This window comes from Paenibacillus sp. FSL P2-0136, from assembly GCF_037975325.1.
In the GTDB taxonomy this organism is placed as follows: Bacteria; Bacillota; Bacilli; order Paenibacillales; family Paenibacillaceae; genus Paenibacillus_AQ; species Paenibacillus_AQ silagei.
Window position 1 is genome coordinate 1,550,598 of record NZ_CP150244.1, and the last position, 20,486, is coordinate 1,571,083.

General features: G+C 51.9%; 18 protein-coding genes. 11 read left to right on the top strand and 7 right to left on the bottom strand.

What is annotated here, in order from left to right; translation table 11 throughout:
• Genes NYE26_RS06465 through NYE26_RS06485 form a run of 5 tightly spaced genes read left to right on the top strand, consistent with a single transcriptional unit; the run spans position 1 to position 3,210 of the window.
• Positions 1–591 carry a nicotinate-nucleotide adenylyltransferase gene (locus NYE26_RS06465; protein WP_339254745.1) on the top strand — a complete coding sequence of 197 codons (591 nt, stop codon included), beginning with the start codon at positions 1–3 and terminating at the stop codon, positions 589–591.
• Positions 575–1,153, top strand: coding sequence for a bis(5'-nucleosyl)-tetraphosphatase (symmetrical) YqeK (yqeK, locus tag NYE26_RS06470; RefSeq protein WP_339257359.1), 579 nt, complete (start codon positions 575–577; stop codon positions 1,151–1,153). Before NYE26_RS06465 ends, yqeK begins: the two co-directional genes overlap by 17 nt.
• The gene (rsfS, locus tag NYE26_RS06475) at positions 1,150–1,497 is read left to right on the top strand and encodes a ribosome silencing factor (RefSeq protein WP_036725699.1); all 348 of its coding nucleotides are present in this window, start codon (positions 1,150–1,152) and stop codon (positions 1,495–1,497) included. The genes yqeK and rsfS overlap by 4 nt, the downstream gene beginning before the upstream one ends.
• On the top strand, positions 1,494–2,417 hold the full coding sequence (locus NYE26_RS06480) for a S1-like domain-containing RNA-binding protein (protein ID WP_339254747.1): 924 nt from the start codon (positions 1,494–1,496) through the stop codon (positions 2,415–2,417). Before rsfS ends, NYE26_RS06480 begins: the two co-directional genes overlap by 4 nt.
• Before the next feature lie 22 nt (positions 2,418–2,439).
• Positions 2,440–3,210, top strand: a complete 771-nt coding sequence (locus NYE26_RS06485) for a class I SAM-dependent methyltransferase (protein ID WP_339257361.1) — start codon at positions 2,440–2,442, stop codon at positions 3,208–3,210.
• A gap of 874 nt (positions 3,211–4,084) precedes the next feature.
• Here the strand turns inward: NYE26_RS06485 and NYE26_RS06490 are convergent.
• Together NYE26_RS06490 and NYE26_RS06495 are read right to left on the bottom strand one after the other, a co-directional pair.
• Positions 4,085–4,243 carry a hypothetical protein gene (locus tag NYE26_RS06490; RefSeq protein ID WP_036725695.1) on the bottom strand — a complete coding sequence of 53 codons (159 nt, stop codon included), beginning with the start codon at positions 4,241–4,243 and terminating at the stop codon, positions 4,085–4,087.
• Positions 4,244–4,361: 118 nt separating this feature from the next.
• Positions 4,362–5,324, bottom strand: a complete 963-nt coding sequence (locus tag NYE26_RS06495; protein ID WP_339254749.1) for a winged helix-turn-helix transcriptional regulator — start codon at positions 5,322–5,324, stop codon at positions 4,362–4,364.
• A gap of 461 nt (positions 5,325–5,785) precedes the next feature.
• On the opposite strand from NYE26_RS06495, the gene NYE26_RS06500 reads away from it, so the two are divergent.
• From NYE26_RS06500 to NYE26_RS06515, 4 genes are all read left to right on the top strand, one after another.
• The gene (locus NYE26_RS06500; RefSeq protein ID WP_339254751.1) at positions 5,786–7,183 is read left to right on the top strand and encodes a sugar ABC transporter substrate-binding protein; all 1,398 of its coding nucleotides are present in this window, start codon (positions 5,786–5,788) and stop codon (positions 7,181–7,183) included.
• A 191-nt stretch (positions 7,184–7,374) separates the two neighbouring features.
• The gene (locus tag NYE26_RS06505) at positions 7,375–8,265 is read left to right on the top strand and encodes a sugar ABC transporter permease (protein ID WP_036725691.1); all 891 of its coding nucleotides are present in this window, start codon (positions 7,375–7,377) and stop codon (positions 8,263–8,265) included.
• Positions 8,266–8,283: 18 nt separating this feature from the next.
• Positions 8,284–9,126, top strand: coding sequence for a carbohydrate ABC transporter permease (locus NYE26_RS06510; protein WP_036697963.1), 843 nt, complete (start codon positions 8,284–8,286; stop codon positions 9,124–9,126).
• Between the two features lie 73 nt (positions 9,127–9,199).
• Complete coding sequence (locus NYE26_RS06515; RefSeq protein ID WP_339254753.1) at positions 9,200–10,162, top strand: family 43 glycosylhydrolase; 963 nt, start codon at positions 9,200–9,202, stop codon at positions 10,160–10,162.
• A 519-nt stretch (positions 10,163–10,681) separates the two neighbouring features.
• Here the strand turns inward: NYE26_RS06515 and NYE26_RS06520 are convergent.
• From NYE26_RS06520 to NYE26_RS06540, 5 genes are all read right to left on the bottom strand, one after another.
• Positions 10,682–11,989: a DUF4179 domain-containing protein gene (locus NYE26_RS06520; protein WP_339254755.1), complete on the bottom strand. Its 1,308-nt coding sequence runs from the start codon at positions 11,987–11,989 to the stop codon at positions 10,682–10,684.
• On the bottom strand, positions 11,928–12,524 hold the full coding sequence (locus tag NYE26_RS06525; RefSeq protein ID WP_339254757.1) for a sigma-70 family RNA polymerase sigma factor: 597 nt from the start codon (positions 12,522–12,524) through the stop codon (positions 11,928–11,930). Before NYE26_RS06525 ends, NYE26_RS06520 begins: the two co-directional genes overlap by 62 nt.
• A gap of 157 nt (positions 12,525–12,681) precedes the next feature.
• The gene (locus NYE26_RS06530; protein WP_339254759.1) at positions 12,682–13,536 is read right to left on the bottom strand and encodes an AraC family transcriptional regulator; all 855 of its coding nucleotides are present in this window, start codon (positions 13,534–13,536) and stop codon (positions 12,682–12,684) included.
• A 130-nt stretch (positions 13,537–13,666) separates the two neighbouring features.
• Complete coding sequence (locus NYE26_RS06535) at positions 13,667–16,264, bottom strand: beta-L-arabinofuranosidase domain-containing protein (RefSeq protein ID WP_339254761.1); 2,598 nt, start codon at positions 16,262–16,264, stop codon at positions 13,667–13,669.
• Positions 16,265–16,486: 222 nt separating this feature from the next.
• Positions 16,487–17,014 carry a hypothetical protein gene (locus NYE26_RS06540; RefSeq protein ID WP_339254763.1) on the bottom strand — a complete coding sequence of 176 codons (528 nt, stop codon included), beginning with the start codon at positions 17,012–17,014 and terminating at the stop codon, positions 16,487–16,489.
• A 278-nt stretch (positions 17,015–17,292) separates the two neighbouring features.
• Here NYE26_RS06540 and NYE26_RS06545 point away from each other — a divergent pair, with 278 nt between their 5' ends.
• Positions 17,293–18,696, top strand: coding sequence for a transcriptional regulator (locus NYE26_RS06545; RefSeq protein ID WP_339254765.1), 1,404 nt, complete (start codon positions 17,293–17,295; stop codon positions 18,694–18,696).
• Between the two features lie 149 nt (positions 18,697–18,845).
• Positions 18,846–20,453, top strand: a complete 1,608-nt coding sequence (locus NYE26_RS06550; RefSeq protein WP_339254767.1) for an ATP-binding protein — start codon at positions 18,846–18,848, stop codon at positions 20,451–20,453.
• Positions 20,454–20,486 lie beyond the last annotated feature (33 nt).

Consider the following 20,486-nt stretch of genomic DNA (forward strand, 5'->3'; position numbering starts at 1 on the left):
TTGAGAGTTGGCATAATGGGAGGGACCTTCGATCCTCTGCATATCGGCCATATGATGGCCGCTGAGACGGCGCGCGAGAGCTACAGTCTGCAGGAGGTCTGGTTCATGCCTTCGCATATCCCGCCTCATAAGCATGAGGCCGGGGCAACCGGTGAAGAGCGGCTGGCTATGGTGGAGGGAGCGGTGAAGAATCACCCTGCCTTTGGCATTCTTGACTGGGAAATCGTGCGGGGCGGAGTATCCTATACGCTGGAGACGGTGATTAGTCTGCAGGAGGAATATCCTCAGCATGAATTCTTTTTCATCGTGGGTGCGGATATGGTTCAGTATCTTCCCAAGTGGCAGGGGATCGAAGAGCTGGTGCAGCGGTTGACCTTCATCGGTGTCGGACGTCCGGGCACTCCGCTGGATCTGGGACTGCTGCCGGAGTTCATTGCCGGTAAAGTGCTGCTGGCGGATATGCCGCTGGTCGATCTCTCCTCCACCATGCTCAGAGCCCGGGCCGCCGAAGGAAAGTCGATCCGCTATATGGTTCCGGATGCTGTATATGAATATGTTCAAAGGAGTGGATTGTATGGAGTACAGCCGTGAAGCGCTGATTGAGGCGGTCTCCGGCCAGATGCCGGACAAACGCTGGAAGCATACACTCGGTGTGATGGAGTCTGCTGTGAAGCTGGCGCAGCGGTATGGCGCTGACCCGCAGCGGGCCGAGACCGCCGCCATCCTGCATGATGTGGCCAAATATTGGCCGGTGGAACGGATGCGGGAGATCATTGAACAGAACGGATTATCCGCTGAGCTTTTGAAATATGACAAGCAGCTATGGCATGCTGAGGTTGGTGCTTATACCGCCGAGCATGATTATGGCATTACGGATTCTGAGGTACTGGACGCGATCCGTTATCATACCTCGGGACGGGAGAACATGGGCCTGCTGGAGCGGATCGTCTGTCTGGCTGATTATATTGAGCCTGGACGGGACTTCCCCGGTGTTGAGGAGATCCGCAGGCTATCGAAGGTTAGCCTGGAGGAAGGCCTGATTGCCGGACTGGATTCCACTATACGTGTGCTGCTGGAGAAGCGCCGGGTCGTATTTCCGCTTACGGTGCTGGCGCGCAACGATTTAGTTAGAACATTGGAGGATAAACTATGAGTGTACAATCAAACAAGCTGTTTGAACTGGCGCTACACGCCGTTCAGGATAAAAAAGCAATGAACGTGGTGGCTCTCGATCTGCGCAGTGTGTCGCCGATCAGCGATTATTTCATCATCTGCCACGGTAATTCCGATACCCAGGTTCAGGCGATTGCCACTGAGGTGCGCAAGGTTGTTCATGAAGCTGGCGGAATGATCAAAGGCATTGAGGGGATGGATGCAGCACGCTGGGTACTGATGGACCTTGGCGATGTGATCGTCCATGTCTTCCACCGCGATGAACGTGAATATTACAATATTGAGCGTCTGTGGTCGGATGCCAAGGTCGTGGAGACGGTATGAGTCTGATTGCAGGAACTACGGTTACGCTTGAAGTGATGCGGGAGGTATCCCCTTACGGGTACTTTCTGAGCGCAGGCGACCAGGATATCATGCTTCATTACACCGAGCTTGTGGGCAGCAAGCCGAAGATCGGCGACAAGGTGGAGGTCTTCCTCTTCTTCGATACCGAGGACCGTCCTGCGGCTACGATGAAGAAGCCATATCTGACGCTTGGCGAGATGGCGCTGCTTGAAGTGGCGGATATCCATCCCCGGCTGGGCTGCTTCCTGGAGATGGGGCTTGGACGGCAGCTGCTGCTGCCGCTCAGCGAGCTTCCCGAGCTGGTGGAGCTGCGTCCGCAGATTGGCGACAAGGTCTTCGCAATTATGGAGCATGATAAGCAGGGACGTCTCCGTGCCAAGCTGGCCGGAGAGCAGGAGCTTGCGCCGCTGGCCTTGCCTGCACCGGAATCGTGGCAGGGGCAGACGGTCACAGCCCGGGTATACAAGCCGCTGCAGATGGGCACCTTCGTGCTTGTAGATGCCGGTGTGCTCGGCTTCGGCATCATCGGTATGGTCCACTCCTCTGAACGCGTTCGCTTGCTGCGTCTGGGTGAAGTGATTGAAGCGCGCGTGGCCCATATCCGTGAGGATGGCCGCGTCAACCTCAGCATGGGCCACCGCAAGGAAGTGGGCCGTGATGTGGATTCGGCGGCTCTGCTGGATTTTCTGGCTTCCCGTCCAGGCGGCGGAATGCCATATTCGGATGCTACGCCTCCCGATATTATCAAGCAGCGCTTCGGCATCAGTAAATCAGCATTCAAGCGCGCGCTTGGCAAGCTGATGAAGGAAGGGCTGGTTGTCCAGAAGGAGAACTGGACCTATCTGGCTGCCCGCGAAGAGGAGCAGGCCGGACCGGACAGCGATTCTGACAACCAATAGTATAGAGAAAGCGGTGTACGCAGTGTCTTCCTATGGCAAATTTGCTTATGTATACGATGCGCTTATGGCGGATATGCCGTATCCGGATTGGCTGGCCTTTGCCGAGACGGCATGGGGCAAATACGGCAAGCCGCGCACGGTAGTCGAACTCGGCTGTGGTACCGGCAGCCTGACGATTCCTCTAGCGGGGGCAGGGTATCACATGACGGGGATTGATCTTTCATCGGACATGCTGTCCGTTGCCCAGCGTAAGCTGGAGCAGCAGCCGCAGGGACGGCGCTTTTTGCGGGAGGGCTGTGTGCAGTGGGTTCAGCAGAACATGAAGGAATGGGAGCTGCCGGAGCCGGTAGACGCCGTCATCTCCTTCTGCGACTGCCTGAATTATGTGCTGGAGGAGCAGGACATCCGGTCTGTGTTCTCCAGTACATATGACGGACTGAAGCCAGGCGGGACCTTCCTGTTCGATGTGCATCATCCGAACACGCTGATCCGCTATGAGGAAGAGCAGCCTTTTGTACTGGATGAGCCCGAGGTATCCTACATCTGGACCTGTGAGCTGGATGTGCCGCGCCGGGAGATTGAGCATCACCTGTCCATCTTCGCCCGCGAGGAGGGCCGCTCAGACACGTACCGGCGCTTCGAAGAGACCCATACCCAGCGTGCCTATGACCCGGAGTGGATGAAGCAGGAGCTGCTTGCCGCCGGATTCAGCGAGGTGTCGGTGTATGCGGACTTCGAGTGGGTGGCGGCGGATGATTCGGCGCAGCGGCTGTTCTATGTGGCTGTGAAATGAAGCTGCAAAAGAAAACTAGAAGCGTAATCGTCACTGCGGAGAACATTTGGACTTTTAGCCGCTGGCGTCAACAGAGTTCTTTATTGTATAGAGCACAGATGAAAACTTGAAGCGTAATCGTCACTGCGGTGAACATTTGGACTTTCGGCCGCTGTTGTCACCAGATTTCTTGATTTAAACCACTGTTCGTGGTAGAAATCCGGCGACAAAGGCGGTCGCTACCGCTCCTACAGTTCCAAATTTCCCCTCCGTTCCTTTTTGCTTTTCGTTTTATTATCAAGTGCTTCTTATACAACCGCTTATAGCAGTTGAAATCTGTTGATGACAGCAGAAGTTCCAAATTTCCCTCTTCGTTCCTTTAGCTTTGGTTAAATTCTTTAGAGCTTCTTATGTGGTTTAGGTAGTATGGAGGTCCTTACCCGAATTGGGTAAGGGCCTTTTCGATCTTCAAACACTATAAATGCTGAGCTTGAAATATATGCGAAAAACAGAACACAATCGTCGCTACTGAGCTACACGGACCCAATGTGTGTGAAAAACAGAACACAATCGGCGCTGCTGAGGTACCTGGACCAAATGTATGTGAAAAACAGTATACAATAGGCGCTACTAAAGCATATGGACTGAATGTATGTGAAAAACAGCATACATTCGGCGCGACTGAGGCACATGGACCAAATGTATGTGGAAAACCGAATACAATAGGCACTGCTGAGGTACATGGACCAAATGTATGTGAAAAACAGCATACATTCGGCGCTGCTGAGGTACATAGATGCAGGCGCGAGGTGTGGTGTGTAGCCGTTCCTGCTTGCAAGACATAGCAAACCGGACCCTATCCGAAGGATAGGGTCCGGTCATCTTTCAAGCAGGCTTACCGGTGTTCGAACAAATCGATGGTGCCGAGTACAATATGCGCCAGACCAAATCCAAGAATGCCGGTTGCCGCGATCTTATATCTGCTTCCCAGAAAAGCTGCACTCGAAGCAGTAACTACGGTCCCCAGTACGGCGGGTATCATCCCTTCACGCATTCGAAACACTCCCTCACGGTAGTTTGAAAGACATTCGTTAGTTTGGGTTACGGAGGGAACAATTATACTTAGAGTTTATGCCAGCGGCGGCAGGGAGGCGGCTATCTGTCATAAACAGTCAATCTGCCACTCCTGCAGTGGTCGCCGGCCGGCCGGCCGGATCTTCGACCTCATGCACATTATAGAGCACACGCGCCAGCAGATCCTGGCTGTAATTGCCGAAGTGCTTGCCATAGATGGTCAAGCCGCGTTTGTTGACCGGCTTGTCGGTGACGGCAATGCGGAAGGTCAGTTCGCTCTTGTAATCCAGCTTAATGTCATCCAAGGTGATGTCCGAGATGCGGCAGCCGTCAATGAAGCTGCCCTCCTGGTTAATGCGGATCAGCTTCAGCATGCCATACTGGTTAAGGTGGGGTGGCCACCAGTCCGGGTTGAAGGTGCCGCGCGTATCGCCGAAGTCCCCGGGGCTGGTCCAGAAGCCGATCTCAATTCCGTTCACATAGAAGTACAGATCCGAGGGGTAATTGTCGCTGAACCCGGGAGCCTCGGAGCCGATCTCCATGGAGAACTGGATTTCCCGGAAGGTCTGGTTGGCTTTGAGATAGTTAGGGATGCGGTACTCCAGGAAGCCTTCGGCCATCCAGATAATCTCGGAATCGATCCGCTGGGGATCGGCGAAGTAACGCGGCTCGTCGAAGTCCCCGATGATGCTGTCCTTGGTGGCCAGACCGCAGGTTGGAACGGCCTGATAATTACTGTAATGGCCCACCTGAATCTCGACCTCGTACAGATTATCGACATCCTTGCTCCGCAGATCCACCATCAGCTTATCTTTATTCAGGTAGCAGACCTTCTGAATTCCGTGCTTGCCTACGGCCGTATTAATCTCAATTAAGCCGCTCTCCTCCAGCTTCTTGATATGCATTGTGATGGCCCCGTTGCTGAGATTCAGCTTCTTGGCAATTTCGTTGAGATTCAGGGCCTGATTGGTCGCCAGCAGCTCAAGAATCTGGATGCGGATTTCCGAGCTGAGCGCCTTGAAGATATCAATCCCGCTCATCAGATCTTTAATATAAATCATATTTAGGGTACCTTCTTCCACTGAGGTCATGAGAATCGAAACTATTTTATAAAATTATAAACTAACCCACCCTAAAAGGAAAGTATTCTGCCTTTTTTTGTAGAAAACGATTAAATTTAAGTTAAAAGCAAAAGTTTAAGGCTGTTTGTTTTACATAAATATGAATACTTAATGCGCGGTTAAGTCAATATTAAATGATTTTTTTCAGTAAAAAGACAATTTACAACGTTTAGTTTGAATATCTTTAAAAAGATTTAAACTTTTATATTTACACTCCACTTTATATATGCTATTTTATACCTGTAAGCGAATACATTCAATTGTTTCTCAATTATTTGATTAAAGTGTGAAATATAGTACATCATGCGGTAGCTTGAACTAACAGAGCCGGTGAGGTTCCCTAGTTCTTCTATATAGATTGTATCAATTGAATTGCTCAGCAAATCCTAGGAGGGGTTACAGTGTTAAAGAAAAAGGGCTGGTTCACACTGCTGTCGTTGGTTCTGATGGTATCGGTTGTACTTACAGGCTGCGGCGGGAAGAACAATGCATCGTCCGGGGGCAATAGCGGAAGCGAAGCTACGGCGAATGCCGGAAGCAAGGATTCCAAGGAAACCAAGAATCTTACCTTCATGTTCCGCGGGGGAACCGATGAGCAGAAGGCCTATGAGGGTGTTGTGAAAAAATATGAAGCCGATCATCCGAACGTCAAGGTTAAGATCGTCGTGACTGCGGCAGATCAATATGCAACTAAGCTGAAAGCCTCTATTACCGGGAACAGCGTTCCGGACGTATTTTATTTTGAATCCGGTGACCTGAAGGCTTATGTGAACAGCGGCGTGCTGCTGGACCTGACCAGCTATGTGGAGAAGAACCCTAACATTGATTTGAATAATATCTGGAAATATGGCGTGGATCTGTACCGTTACGACGGCACCATGGCCGGGCAAGGCAATCTGTACGGGATGCCCAAGGACGTAGGCCCTTTTGCACTCGGCTATAATAAGACCATGTTCGAAGCTGCGGGTATCCCGCTGCCGGACAAAGACAAACCGTACACCTGGGATGAATTCATCAAAGTCGCCCAGCAGCTGACGATTGATAAGGACGGGGACGGCAAGCTGGATCAATTCGGCGCAGGCTTCAACGTGCAGTGGGCCTTGCCTTCCTTCGTCTGGAGCAACGGGGCGGACTGGCTGGATGCGACTAAGACCAAGGTTACGATTGATGATCCGAAGTTTATCGAAGCCCTGCAATTTTTCACTGACATGCAGCTTAAATACGGAATTACGCCATCAACGGAACAAGCTCAGACTCTGGATACCTACCAGCGTTGGATGAAAGGTGAAATGGCCTTCTTCCCTGTAGGTCCTTGGGATATGAGCACTTACGAGAAGCTTCCCTTCGATTATGACCTGATTCCATATCCTGCCGGCTCTACAGGCAAATCCGCCACATGGACCGGCTCACTCGGTATCGGTGCTTCCGCCAAAACCAAGTATCCCGATGAAGCCGTGGATCTGATCAACTATCTGACGGCCTCCAAGGAGGGAATGGAAGCGCTGGTGAAGGCTAAGGTGCAAATTCCGAACCTGATGGATATGGCTAAGGAATGGGCTGCTGATACTACGACCAAACCGGCGAACAAGGAAGAATTCCTCCAGGTCGTGAATGAATACGGACGGGTGCTGCCTGGCCACTACACGTACAATGCTGAATGGTATAACCTGTTCTACACGGACATCCAGCCGGTGCTTGACGGCAAGGTTACCCCTGAGGAGTATGTGAAGACGGAACAGCCGAAGATGCAGAAGCTGCTGGATAAAGCGGTTGAGCAAGAGGCGAAATCCAAGAAATAAGCGGTACGCATCGTTCTTATCCAGCATACAAAGTGATGCTCGGTCTCCTGTAACAGCGGGCCGGCATCACTTTATTCTGAGATGAACTTGTATATATTTTGGGGACCCCGCAAAGTATCTGAATACTCATCGGAGCTGATGCATCACTTTGTGGGGAAAGTTATAGACTATCCGAATTTGAGGTGATTCTAATGAACACTAAGCTGGGTCTGTACCGCAAGGAGAAAATCTACGGATTTCTGTTTATCCTGCCTCCGCTGCTGGGACTGCTGATTTTTACGCTGTATCCGATGATCTATTCGATCTATGGCTCATTTACGGATTGGGATGGGCTCGGTCAGATGAACTTCATCGGCCTCGGCAACTTCAAGGATCTGTGGTCGGATGAGCTGTTCCATAAGGCCTTATTCAATACCTTGTTCATGATGCTTGGCATTCCGATCGGCATTACGCTGGCGCTGCTGCTGGCACTTGGGCTTAACCGGGGGGTGCCCGGGACTACAGCGTTCCGGGTCATCTATTATGTTCCGGTCATTTCTTCTCTGGCCGCAGTCTCGATCATGTGGAACTGGGCCTATAACGGTGACTATGGTCTCGTCAACCAGTTCCTCGATCTCTTCGGAATCAGCGGGCCGAACTGGATGGCGAATAAATATACGGTCAAGCCGGCGCTGATCATTATGGCGGTATGGAAGGGCCTCGGGTATACGATGCTGCTCTATCTGGCGGCGCTGCAGAGTGTCTCCAGATCTTATTATGAAGCGGCGGAGCTGGACGGAGCCAGCGGCTTCAAGTCCTTCTGGCATATCACCTGGCCGATGGTGCGCCCGGTAACCTTTTTCATCATCGTGACCAACATTATTGGAGGATCGCAAATTTTTACCGAGATGAACATTATGACCCCTACAGGCGGGCCTGAATATGCTTCAGCCTCCGTGGTGTTCTACATTTGGCAAAAAGCCTTCGGCAACTTCCAGATGGGCTATGCCTCTGCTATGGCGGTATTCCTCGGCGTGTTCATATTTGTTGTGACTCTTATCCAATTCCGAATGAACGAGAAGCAATCGTTCGATGTCGATTAACCGAAGAGGGAGGAGACCATAAATATGACGAGCAGAAGAAGAGTTACCCATAGCATTATCTTTGTTCTACTTTTAATCGGCGCGGTGTTCATGATCGGCCCGTTGCTCTGGATGCTGTCCACCTCATTCAAGGATAAGCAGGATGTGTTCGCCCTGCCTCCGGTGTGGATTCCGCGGCCGTTCCATTTCGATAAATATAGTGAGATATGGGAAGCGGGTCCGCTGCTGAGCGGGATCAAGAACAGCTTGATTATCGCCGTCACGGTAACGATCGTGGGTACGTTCACCTCCAGTCTTGCGGCGTTTTCGTTTGCTAAATTGCGGTTTCCTGGTAAAAATAAAATATTCCTGCTGATGCTGTCATCCCTGATGATTCCGTATCCGGCAGTCATGATTCCGCAGTTCTTCATGTTCTCGAAGCTGGGCTGGATTGATACGCTGCTGCCGCTGATCGTGCCGGGCTTGTTCGGCAATATCGTCATGATCTTCTTCCTGCGGCAGTATCTGAGCAGTGTGCCGAATGCCATTATCGAAGCGGCCAAAATCGACGGAAGCTCGTACTTCCGCCTGTACAGCTCGATTACCTTCCCGCTGATCAAGCCGGCGGTTGCAGCGCAGCTGATCCTGTGGTTCATGGGCATCTGGAACGACTACCTGTCTCCGATTATCTATCTGAATTCACCGGAGAAGCAGACCCTCCAGCTGGTTATCGCCAACTTCAATGCGACCTATGCGATCCAGACGGACTACCCGCTGATTATGGCGGCTTCGATTATTGCCCTGCTGCCGATGCTAATTATCTTCCTTGTTTTCCAAAAGCAAATTATTGAATCTGTTGCCATCTCTGGAGTGAAGGGCTGACCCTTCCTCCGGAATATCAGATTACCGGCTGAGCACTGCCAGCCACCAGTTCAAGACCAAAGGAGAAACCATAATGAATACAAATAGAGAGTACACTAACCCGCTTGTCGAACAGCGTGCAGATCCCTGGGTATACAAGCATACCGACGGCTATTACTATTTCACCGCTTCCGTGCCGGAGTACGACCGGATTGAAGTACGCAGAGCGTTAACGATTGAGGGACTTCGGGAAACACAGCCGGTAGTTGCCTGGCGCAAATATGAGAGCGGCCCGCTCAGCGCCAATATCTGGGCACCCGAAATCCATTATATTGATGGTAAATGGTATATTTACTTCGCGGCGGCCCGGACTACAGAGACGAAGGAAGGGCTGTTCGACCACCGGATGTACGCTCTGGAGAATACATCAGCGAACCCGCTGGAAGGGGAGTGGACGGAGAAGGGGCAGGTGAGAACCGCCTGGGAATCCTTTGCCCTAGACGCTACAACGTTCGAGCATAGGGGCGTGCACTACTATGTATGGGCGCAAAAGGACCCTGAGATTGACGGGAACTCCAATCTGTATATCTCGGCCATGGAGAACGGCTGGACCCTTAAGGGTCCGCAGACGATGATCTCAACGCCGGAGTATCCTTGGGAGGTCATCGGCTTCAAGGTAAACGAAGGTGCTGCTGTGCTGAAGCGGGGCGGCCGGATCTTCATGAGCTTCTCGGCCAGCGCCACCGATCATAACTATTGCCTGGGACTGCTTACCGCAGACGAGGACAGCGATCTGTTGGACGCCGCATCCTGGACCAAGCATCCCGAGCCGGTGTTCCAGACCAGTGAGGAGAACGGGCAGTACGGTCCGGGTCATAACAGCTTCACAGTGGACGAGAACGGCGAGGATGTACTGATCTACCATGCCCGCAGCTATAAGGAGATCACCGGCGACCCGCTTTACGACCCGAACCGCCACACCCGTGCCCAGCGCCTGCGCTGGAACGCGGACGGCACGCCGGACTTCGGCGTGCCGGTGAGGGATGGCAGGGAGTAGGGCAGATTTCAGTCGGGAATAGAGTGGGATAGCACGCTGAACTGCGGAGTTCCGTTGAAGGCCGCTCCGAAGGTGGGCTATCGGCTGCATAGAATGAAATGCCAAAAGTCCCGCAACCCTTTGAAGGGGAGCGGGACTTTTTGGTGCTGAGCTGCGGCAATAGGATATAGGAACAGTGGGGCTGTAACTGTACCTTGCTGTTGCAGTTTGTGCAGGACTTCCACGCTGGCAGCTTCTATTGAGCTACATTGTTGCACTTATTGCAGGAATTTTCTACACTTGTTACTGGCTGAGGCACATTGCTGCACTTTTTGCAGGAATTTCATCAATTCGGTGCTAGTTTGGGCTACATTGTTGCATTTAGTGCAGGAGTTTCGCATAGGCCGCTTCTAATGAACCGCATTGTTGCAATTTGTGCAGGATGTTGGCGTGACTGGCGTCTAATGAGTTGCATTGTTGCATTCCTTGCAGGATTTCCGAGCTGGCTGTTCGCTAGTGCTTTATTCTGCACGAATGCCCTTACTTTTCCCCTAGAGGAACCGGAATAGTGTGTCTATAGAACTTAATATAGTGGAAGCCGTCCATCTCCAGGAATTCCGGCTTCTCTGTGGTCTGGAAGGAATATGTGCGCTCCCACAGGATATTGCCGTTCTTGAGATCCCAAGGGCGGGAATCGGATATCGAACTGACGGGAACGGCGGCTCCTCCGGCTTGAACAGCCAAAGTATCCTTATCCAGCATAGTGAACTGCTTCCCGGCGACCACAATATCATAGCCGTCAGCAGTCCGGGAGACGCTGCGAATCCAGAGCTTCTCCTCGCCGACTGTAACGGAGTGGTCTGAGGGTGAGGCCAGCGGGATCGGCTGACCGACCTTCTGATATCCGCTGAAATTATCCAGTACAAGTTCAACACTTTGCAGCTTGTCTGTTGGCAGCACATCGTATTCAATTATAAATTCCGGGGTTCCCTTTTTGCTGGAATTCGTACCCCGCATCGACCGGGAATTCATTTCCGTCCCATTCACATACAGTTTGGTTACAGCAGAGAATCTTGGATTTTCTCCATTATCCATCTTATAATGTCCCTTTACGATGGTTGACGTAGGAGAAGCCGTAATCGTGTCATAGTAGACGGTTCCCTGATCCACCGCTACAGCCTGGTCAATATCCGCAACGAGCAGGCTTTTCATGGCAAGGTTCGGATCATATTTGAAAGAGATAGGGAATTGAACCAGTTCTCCGCTTGTCAGCTTTGCATTGAAATTCACGGTTAAATTTCTGGAAAAAGGGCTGACCGGCTCAAATTTGTAAACACCCTCGTACCGGGTCCTGTCCGGGCTGTAATCTCCGCCGCCTCCGATAGGATCAGAGTCAGTAAACAAGCCTTTAATATTATTGAAGGAGTAATTCGAGAAGGCCGTCTCATCAAACACCCGGCCGGCCGGAAGCTGTATACTGTAAAGCATCAGCAGATTATTATCGTCTGCAATCACACCTTTGACGGTGAAGACGGTCCCGTCCTTAAGTGTTTTGCTTTGGTTGACCGCTTGTCCGTAACCCTGCTTAACTACTTGAGTGAAGTTCACTGTATTCAGATCAGTCTGACTGAACAGCTTCCCGCCGTAATAGGCTAACGCCGGATACTGATAGACGCCCACTGTCAGTAACATGGCTGCGGCGGCTGTGGCGGCCCATGTTCGTGTCCGTCCAGCCCGTGATTTCCGTCTAACCGGAGCCTGCTCCAGCGCCTTCCGCAATCTGCCTTCAAGTTCTGACGGCGTCATGGTCTGCTGATGCTCCTGTAATCTCTCCTCGATCGTTCTCATAACGGTCACCTCCAATCATAGCTTTTAATTTCTGTATTCCCTGCGATATTCTGGACTTGATCGTGCCGACCGGCGCTTCGGTGATATCGGCAATGGTCTGATACGGCAGATCGTGGACATAACGCAGCTCAATCGCTTCCCGCTGCCGGGGATTCAAATGTGCGAGCAGGACGGACAGATCCATTTCAGACTCGGTATCGCGGTACGGGTTAGTTGCAGTCCATGCCTCCATTGCAGGCTCCGGCGCCTCGTCCTCCTCCAGGGGAACGAACCGGTTCTGGTTGCGGAGGACCGTTTTGCAGCGGTTGACCAGAATGGTTTTGCTCCAGCTGTAGAAGGCCTCGCGCTTCTTCAGTTGTTCCAGCTTCTCATAGAGCGTGACGATCATATCCTCCATTACATCCATCGCGTCATGCTCATTCCTCATGTAGCTATAGGCAAGACGATAATAAGCGTCCTGTTCGGCTAGGATTAGTTCTAATAATGCTTCTTTGTTACCGCGCTGTGCGGCTCTGACAAGACGGCTTATATTCATGTGCTCACCCCTTTCACAGATAAGAGTGCGTAGCGGCCCGGAAAGTTCATTATGCTCTCAAAAAAATATCCACAGCCTATTCCAGAGAAATCGTTAGTCTCTGGGTAGGCTGTGGAGGGAACGAAGAATAGGCAGGAGCTGGCGGATGCTCTCACGCTCATTCATAGAACAGCAGGCGCTTGGCATAAGCGTTGCGGAACTCGGTGGGAGTGAGGCCGACAATTTTTTTGAACGATTTCATGAAATTATGGCAATCCTTATAGCCTAGCTGCAATGACACTTCGCTGACGTTCTGGTTGGTGTCGGTCAGCAGGAATTTCGCCAGCTCCATCTTCTGCTGCAGAATATATTGCTTCAGGGAGATCCCGGAGATGACGGTGAACAGATGGGAGAGATACTTCTCGTTATAGCCGAAATAGGCGGCGATCTGTGATACCTTAATATGCTCGCTGCGGCTCCATTTGATGTAATCTAGAATATCGTTGTAGAGCTGCTCCTGCTTGGTTCTTTTGAACGGATCGGCATCGGTTGGCAGGGTCTGGCTGTACAGCTCGCACAGAATAACGGTAGACATATAGTTGCCCAGCACCGTCTGATTGTAGCTCCGCACCGAGTCCTGGAGCTGCTTCATCATGACGATGATTTTCTCGACATTCCGCAGGGTTCCGTATTGAGGCAGGTGAATTACATATTCTTCCTTGTCGCCGTTTGACGGAGGGGGGCCCGCAGTCTGACTACCGTTCGCAGCATGAAAATGCAGCCAATAAAAGCTACAGTCTGAAGACTTGTACCCGTATTGTCTGGTAAGCGGAGGCAGGAGCAGGAACTCGCCTTTGGAGACGACGAACTGCTGGTTGTCACCCGCCAGGTAGAGCACGCCTTCGGTCATAACTATCAGCTCATAATCCTGTAAAATCCGGCTTAAGTGAATCCACTCCGCCGAGGGGGCCACGAATTTGCCGGTCATCTCCAGATGTACCGGCTTATCTACCAGCAGTGTGAATGCAGTCATGTCATAATCCCCCTCGTTGTGGAAATAGTCTTATCCTATTACCATATCAAATAAGGGTTATCTTGAATACAGCAGAAGCTGCATCCGAGATAACCCTTGAGTGGAACAGTGTATTGCATTATGCCAACTGTTATTCTTTCACAATCTGAAGCTTATATTCCTGCACCGTAACATGATCCTCCGCCTTAACCGTGAGCTTCACCTCAGTGCGGCTATGTGGCAGCTTGATCTCGCGCGGGAGTGAATCCTCAATCAGAATCCCGTCTGCATAGACCAGGGCATTGTGATGGTGTGGTGAAACATTCAACTGTACACGGCTCGCAGCTTGCGGAACGCTCAGGCTATACGTGGTTATCCCGCCGCTGAAGGAGGTAGACAGCGTTCCTTCACTGAAGGCAAGCTGGCGCAGTCCGGTATTGTGATCATACCCGGTCATCATGCGCAGCAGGTCGAAGATGCCATTCTCCTTACCCGGAACCACGAATTTGACTTCCACCTCAGTCTTGCCGCCAACCGCTTCAGCAGGAATCAGATAACTACACTCGTAGAAGCTGCGGGCTTCATCCGTATGCAGCACCTCGCTCGCAATCCGCTCCCCGTCTACATAAATCGCTATTTTCTTACCATTATTTCCTGAGAAATAAGTAACCGAGAGGTAGTTGTCTGTACGCGGCGCCACCTTCATCCGGTAGCTGAACCAGCCGCCGTTCTCCGCTTTGCGGATGTTATATCCGTCCCATGTGGCTACGGAGGTGTTCTCTCCCTCAATGCCATGCTCCAGCTCATACTGGTCATTGCCGACAGGCAGGCTGTCCAGTGTAGCGTCTTGCACACGCTGCCGGATTTTCCCTTGTAAAATATGCTTCTGCAGCTCAGCCGAATCCGCCTCCACCAGACGCCAGTAGATGCCGTAACGCTCACTATGCTGCTTATAATGCGGGGTGAAGACCAGCCGCTGCTCCTCATCCGTTCCCCGCAGTGCAAAGGCCAGTTCTTCCTGCTCCAGCCGGACTACGCGGTCCGCAAGCTGCGCCAGCCACTCCTGCGGGCTCTCGTTCACCGTGGTGATGAAGTCCTTCACCAGCATGTTGCGGGTCGGGACACTTACTGCAACGCCTGTAGCAGACACCGACAGGTCACTCTGGCCCAGAGCGGCACTCAGCACCACGGGCCCATACTTGAATGCGACCACCTGGCGGGCATCCGGCAGGCTGAAATGTGTCAGCTTCATCGGAAGCTTGAGCTGAAGCGTGTCGCCGTCTTCCCATACTCTGCTCGACACCAGGTAACCTTCAATGACCGCTGAGTTCACAGGCTGCCCGTTCAATAGAAGCCCGGGTTCTCCGGCCAGCCAATCCGGCAGACGAAGCTTCAGCGTGGTGGACTGAGCCTGGGGCTGCATCACTGAAATTTTGAACTCTACAGTATCGCTATAAGGCAGATTGGCCGACTGGATCAGCATCAGGCCGTGCGCGGCAGAGTCCAGGGTAGAACTGAGGTACTGGTTGACCACTATGCTGTCCGCATCATGGAAATAAAGGCTGTCATTCAGCTTGGTGAAGCTCTCCATGCCGGTTCCCGTACAGCACCAGAAATGCTCGAACGGCGAGCTGTAGACCTTGAAATACCCGGTCGCCATCGGCTGGAAATACATCGTCATCCCGGTATGCGGGTGTTGTGAGGACACAATGGCATTCAGGTAGGTGTTCTCGTAGAAGTCGGCGTAACGGATATCGCCCGTGATTTTGAACAGCTCGCGGGTCAGCTTGAGCATATTGTAGGTGTTGCAGGTCTCCGCTGTGAAGTTGGAGCGTTCCCGGTCCAGCATATCCGGGTCACCGAAGTGCTCCCATTCGCTGTTCCCTCCGGTGATGTAGCTGTGATGATGAACAACCATCTCCCAGAACTGCACCGCCGCTTCCAGATAAAAGGCTTCGCTCTCCCCGAGCGTCCGGTAACGGTTCAGCGCACCGAGGAATTTCGGAATCGTGGTATTGGCGTGCTTGCCCTTGAGAATATCCTTGCCCTCATGGACAGGAGTGAACAGCGTCAGCTCGTCAAAGCTATGTGCGGCGCTTAAATGGCCTGCTTTTCCGGTGATTCTGTACAGGTCGTACAGGCAGTCATTCATCCCGCCGTATTCCACCGATAATACACGCTGATGAACCTCTTCAGACCAGGAGGCTGTGCGGCGGTACACCCAGTCACCGAGCGTATCCGCGAGGTCATAGGCCGTTTGGCTGCCGGTGGCAGAGTAGGACGCGGTGAGTCCGGCGATGATTTTGTGCATCGTATACCAGGGGACCCAGGCCGGCTGCTTGTTCTCTACATGATCGAAAAGGCGTTCCTCGAACGCGGACAGGTAACCGCTCTCATGCTGGCACAGGGCCAGCTCTCCCAGAAGATAGTTCAGCCTGAACGCCAGCGCGTCATCCCGCGTACAGGCATAGGCCTGGGACAGCGCCGACAGATAGTGGCCCAGCGTGTGTCCGCGGATCTCTGTGTTCTCCCAGCCGGGATATTTGTCGGCACGCTTCGGCAGTCCCCGGTTCTCGCGGAAGCCCGCCAGCAGGCGGTCTGGATCATAGCTGGTCAGATATTCGATCTCCTTGGCAAAGGCGTTCGCGATATACGGATCGGACACACGGACCTGGTCCATGCGGTATTCCTCGTACAAGGGCTTACCCTGAATCGGGGCCGCCAGAGGCTGATGGGGTGTAATTGTCATTTTGTATCCTCATTCCTATGGATTCTGTAGGGTTACTGCTGGATGAATATCCTATATTTAAGCTTATAGATAAAGGGCTTGCGGGTAAATAGTGATAGGATTGAATATGTGTGAAAAGGTTAGATTGGGGAGAGAGATTAGACGCAAAAAAGCCACAACCGCTGCTGGGCAACAGGCTGTGGCTTGAGGTTATTTTATGGAAGGGATTAAGATAGCAGCTCCTTATGGAGTGTACTGCTGCACGATCGATACAATCTGGCCATCCTTGATCGTGAGGTGATAAGGCGAACCGCTTAGATCGAATACATCCGTCTTGGCGAATTCATGAATGAACTTCTCCAAAGTGAGCGACTCGTTCCAGTTCGTATCCAGGTCTTCGAGCTTGCCGGTGCGGTCATAGATCTGCATGGTGACCTTGGCATCCGGGGCTACCGTATAAGTGGTCAGCGTGTCGCTGTCGTTCACGATATAGTAACCGTCCGGGGCACCGCCGATTTCGGCTGCGGATTCCGGCTCCCGCTGGGCGAAGACCGCGTCGGCTGCTGCGCCTTCATACCATTCGATCTCATCCCCGGTAAGGGTCGTCTGACCGTTATGATTCTCTAAGGAATGTATATACACCGTCAGATGCTGGGTTGACCCCTCGCTCTTAGCATCAGCGGTTTTTATGGTTGTGCTTGCCGTAGTCACGAGGGAAAGGAACAACAGGACCAGAACAGGAAGCAGGTAGACGTTTTTGTTTTTTAACATTATGAATTTCCCCCTTGGCGTAATCTTACACGGCGTGAGTCTACACTCTTTATTTACCCTGCCGGAATATTCTCAAACTTGTTTATACCCTAATAAACGTTGGATCAGCAGAAATGTTGCAAAAGATTTTTTAACTGGGTATATATAACAAATATTCCGTCTTTGTCAACCTCTTTTGAACCGTTCAAACCAGATTGACCTGCCTAATTAAGGGATTTATGATATAGGAATATCTGGATTTTTACTAGAATATCTGGTTCTTGAGGGGCGGTATTGGTTTGCAACAGCACACTACAATTCAAACAGAACTGGCTGCTTTTCTTAAAAAAGAAGGCCAGACAATCAATCAGTTCGCAGGAATCTCCGGTGTCAATTCGGGAACGCTCAGCAGCATTATTAATGGTAACCGTCCTATTGCCATGCAGCAGCTGGACCGGATTACCGCCGGAATGGGGCTTCCTGAAGGAACATTTTATGAGTTATATATAGATGAATGTGTCGTACATTCCGCACCCGACTGGCGGCGGCTGGGACCCTTCCTGCACCGCTGTGCGGAGCTGGACAAGCTGGAGTGTATCCGGCAGGTGGTTCAAATCATCATGGACAATATTACATATGCCCCGCTCCTGTTCGATACGGCGGAGGAATTCTACGGGCAAGGCAAGCTTCAGGCAGCGGCTCTGCTGTATGAAGGGGTAGCCGACACTGAGAAATATCAGCATTCGGAGCGGCTGGCCCTGTGTCAGTACCGGCTGTTCATGATCCGGATCGGGCAGAGCCCGGAGGCGGATTTTCGTGCGGCGACCCGGTTTGAATATTTTGTAGAGCGCCTGGAGGAAATAGACCAGTTGGAAGCGCTTCGGCAGCTGGCGGATATCTATATTGCTCTACAGCACTGGGAGAAGGCCAGATTACTGGCAGAGGAGCTCCGTCATAAGACATCTATCCAGTACGAAATCAGATTCTACAAAACGAAAAAGAAGAAGGAGCTGAGGCAGGCGCCCAGACCTCTTTGCTTCTATATACTGTATGCTTACTGGCTGCAATCCAAGGTATGCGAGGAATCCGGTGAATATGAGCGGGCGCTGGAATATGTGGGCCTTTACACTGAAATGAGCTGGATTGTCGAGGAATCGGAAGAGGTTCAGCAGATCCGGGCGCAGTTCAGCAGGCTGGGGACAGTCTACAAGTCTCTATACCGCCTGATGTGCGGTGAGCTGGAGGCTCTTCCCGAGGTGATGGAATCTATCGGCACCCCCGGGCTTGGACTGCTGGACGGGCTGCTTAAGGCAGTTCAAGCGGCTAACCGGTATGGCTGGAAGGTAGATGAGCTTATCAGCCGCTTCCAGCCGCTGCTTGTGCCGGAGGGAACGGCGCTCGGGCAAGCCGAAGGAACTCCGGGCAGGGAGACGCCGGAGCAATATCCGGTACTGCTCTATGAGCTGGCGCTGTACTCTCTCAAAGCAGAGAAGATAGAGCAGGGGATACGTTATATCTTCGGGAGCCTGGAGGCTTCCGCCGCACTTGGCAGCATAGCCTGTGTGATCCGCTGTGTAAGATTATTCGAGCAATTCCGGCCGCACGCTTCAGCGGAAGACCAGGATCGGTATAAGCGTCTGATCAATAAAGTCCAGCTGGCCCACACCGGAGCGAAGAGGACCACAGAATCCCTGCAGGAGTAACGAAGTATCTTTTTCATCCCATCCAATTCCTTCCTCAGCCTATTTTTGTGAATTTTGCAGGTTGTTGCTGTGTTTTTTCTGTTATGATAAGGACCAGTCATGTTTATGGTAACATATTTAGGTTTTGGAAATGGGGTTCTGGAACGACGATGGAGATGAACGATACCGGCAGTTCGGCGATTCGCAATATAGAGGATGCCGCAGACCGGATGATAGAGCTGTTAAGCCAACTTTTCAAGTCAAACACGATTCTGATTTCGGTGCATGGTGTAAGCTCAGATCCCCTGCTGCGGGTGTTCAACCGGGAAGAGCTGTTGGGGCCGGATACACAGGGATCTGTGTTGTTTGATTCTATTGGCAGTCTGATCCTTCTGAATGACAATGGACCGTTACTGGTCTCTGATACGCATAAACAGCCCGCGTCCCCTGCACTTGACTTCATACACACACAGGGAGTACATTCATTCATTGGCGTTCCTCTGCTTACCGAGGATGGCGAATCTCTGGGAACGATCTGCCTGCTGGACCCTGCTGCCGGGCGGCATACGAAGGAAGACCTGGACCTCTTAAGGGCTATGGCTTATTTTTTCACCTATATTATGAACTTGGAACGGAAGCTTGAAGATTTGGAACAGCGGAGACAAACGAAAATGGATCTGTTCGCCATGCTCAGCCATGAAATCCGCACCCCGATGAACGGCATTATCGGCATGACCGATCTGATGATGACGACTGAGATGAACGAGCAGCAGCAGTATTACATGGAGATCATTGAATCGAGCAATGCCAAGCTGCTGCAATTCCTGAACGATGTTCTGGATTTCAGCAAGATGGAAGCGGGCAAGCTGCTCATTGAAAAGGAACCGTTCGATATTATCACCGCACTGGAAGAGAGCGTCTATCTGTTCTCCACCAAGGCTTTTGAGAAAAACCTGGAGGTTATTCTGAATGTGGATTCGGAGATTCCCCTGTATGTTCTGGGGGATGCCCCCAAGATACGCCAGATCATCATGAATATCGTAAGCAACGCCCTGAAGTTCACCCACGCCGGGGAAATTCTGATTGAGCTGAAATCCTTGCCTGTTCACCGTGAAGAAATAGGGATTAGGATCACGGTTACGGATTCTGGAATAGGTATAGCGCAGGACAAGCTGAAGCTGCTGTTCAACAAATATACCCAGGTTCACCAGAGCAGCGAGCTGCATCATTACGGAGGTACCGGACTGGGGCTGGCCATCTGTAAACAGCTGGTGGAGCTGATGGGGGGAGAGATCTCAGCGGAAAGCCAGGAAGGGACAGGGACGAAGCTGGAGGTCACGCTGTATCTTGAGAAATATACAAGCCTGCCCTCGATTCCCTTTGAGAAGGATGTGCTTGACGCAATTAAGATTCTGGTTGTGGATGATAATCAGACCAGTCTGGATGTCATCTCTTCGGTACTTGAGGACTGGAGCGTGGCAGTGTCTTCTGCCCGGACTGCCGGAGAGGCCCTGGAGCTTCTGGCGGCCAATAACGATTATGATCTAATCCTTATGGATAAGGATATTGCGGGGACAGAAGCCACAGAGCTTGCCAAGCACATGCGTCAGCTTGTTCCGGGCAGGAAGCTGCCCGTTATTCTGCTTGCTCCCCTGGGGACGAATCTGGACGAGGAGACCAAAGCGCAGTTTTCCTCCATCATTATCAAGCCCATCCGTAAGGTGCATCTGCTCAATAACATATTGGCTTTGCTGAAGCACAGTAAGCCGGAGTCCTGATGGCGCATACTCCTCCTGGTGTTCTGCAACCAG

Coding starts and splice junctions, on each gene's coding strand:
- yqeK (WP_339257359.1), top strand. CDS start 575: ATGGAGTACAGCCGTGAAGCGCTGATTGAGGCGGTCTCCGGCCAGATG.
- rsfS (WP_036725699.1), top strand. CDS start 1,150: ATGAGTGTACAATCAAACAAGCTGTTTGAACTGGCGCTACACGCCGTT.
- NYE26_RS06480 (WP_339254747.1), top strand. CDS start 1,494: ATGAGTCTGATTGCAGGAACTACGGTTACGCTTGAAGTGATGCGGGAG.
- NYE26_RS06490 (WP_036725695.1), bottom strand. CDS start 4,243: ATGCGTGAAGGGATGATACCCGCCGTACTGGGGACCGTAGTTACTGCT.
- NYE26_RS06495 (WP_339254749.1), bottom strand. CDS start 5,324: ATGATTTATATTAAAGATCTGATGAGCGGGATTGATATCTTCAAGGCG.
- NYE26_RS06505 (WP_036725691.1), top strand. CDS start 7,375: ATGAACACTAAGCTGGGTCTGTACCGCAAGGAGAAAATCTACGGATTT.
- NYE26_RS06515 (WP_339254753.1), top strand. CDS start 9,200: ATGAATACAAATAGAGAGTACACTAACCCGCTTGTCGAACAGCGTGCA.
- NYE26_RS06520 (WP_339254755.1), bottom strand. CDS start 11,989: ATGAGAACGATCGAGGAGAGATTACAGGAGCATCAGCAGACCATGACG.
- NYE26_RS06525 (WP_339254757.1), bottom strand. CDS start 12,524: ATGAATATAAGCCGTCTTGTCAGAGCCGCACAGCGCGGTAACAAAGAA.
- NYE26_RS06530 (WP_339254759.1), bottom strand. CDS start 13,536: ATGACTGCATTCACACTGCTGGTAGATAAGCCGGTACATCTGGAGATG.
- NYE26_RS06535 (WP_339254761.1), bottom strand. CDS start 16,264: ATGACAATTACACCCCATCAGCCTCTGGCGGCCCCGATTCAGGGTAAG.
- NYE26_RS06540 (WP_339254763.1), bottom strand. CDS start 17,014: ATGTTAAAAAACAAAAACGTCTACCTGCTTCCTGTTCTGGTCCTGTTG.
- NYE26_RS06550 (WP_339254767.1), top strand. CDS start 18,846: ATGGAGATGAACGATACCGGCAGTTCGGCGATTCGCAATATAGAGGAT.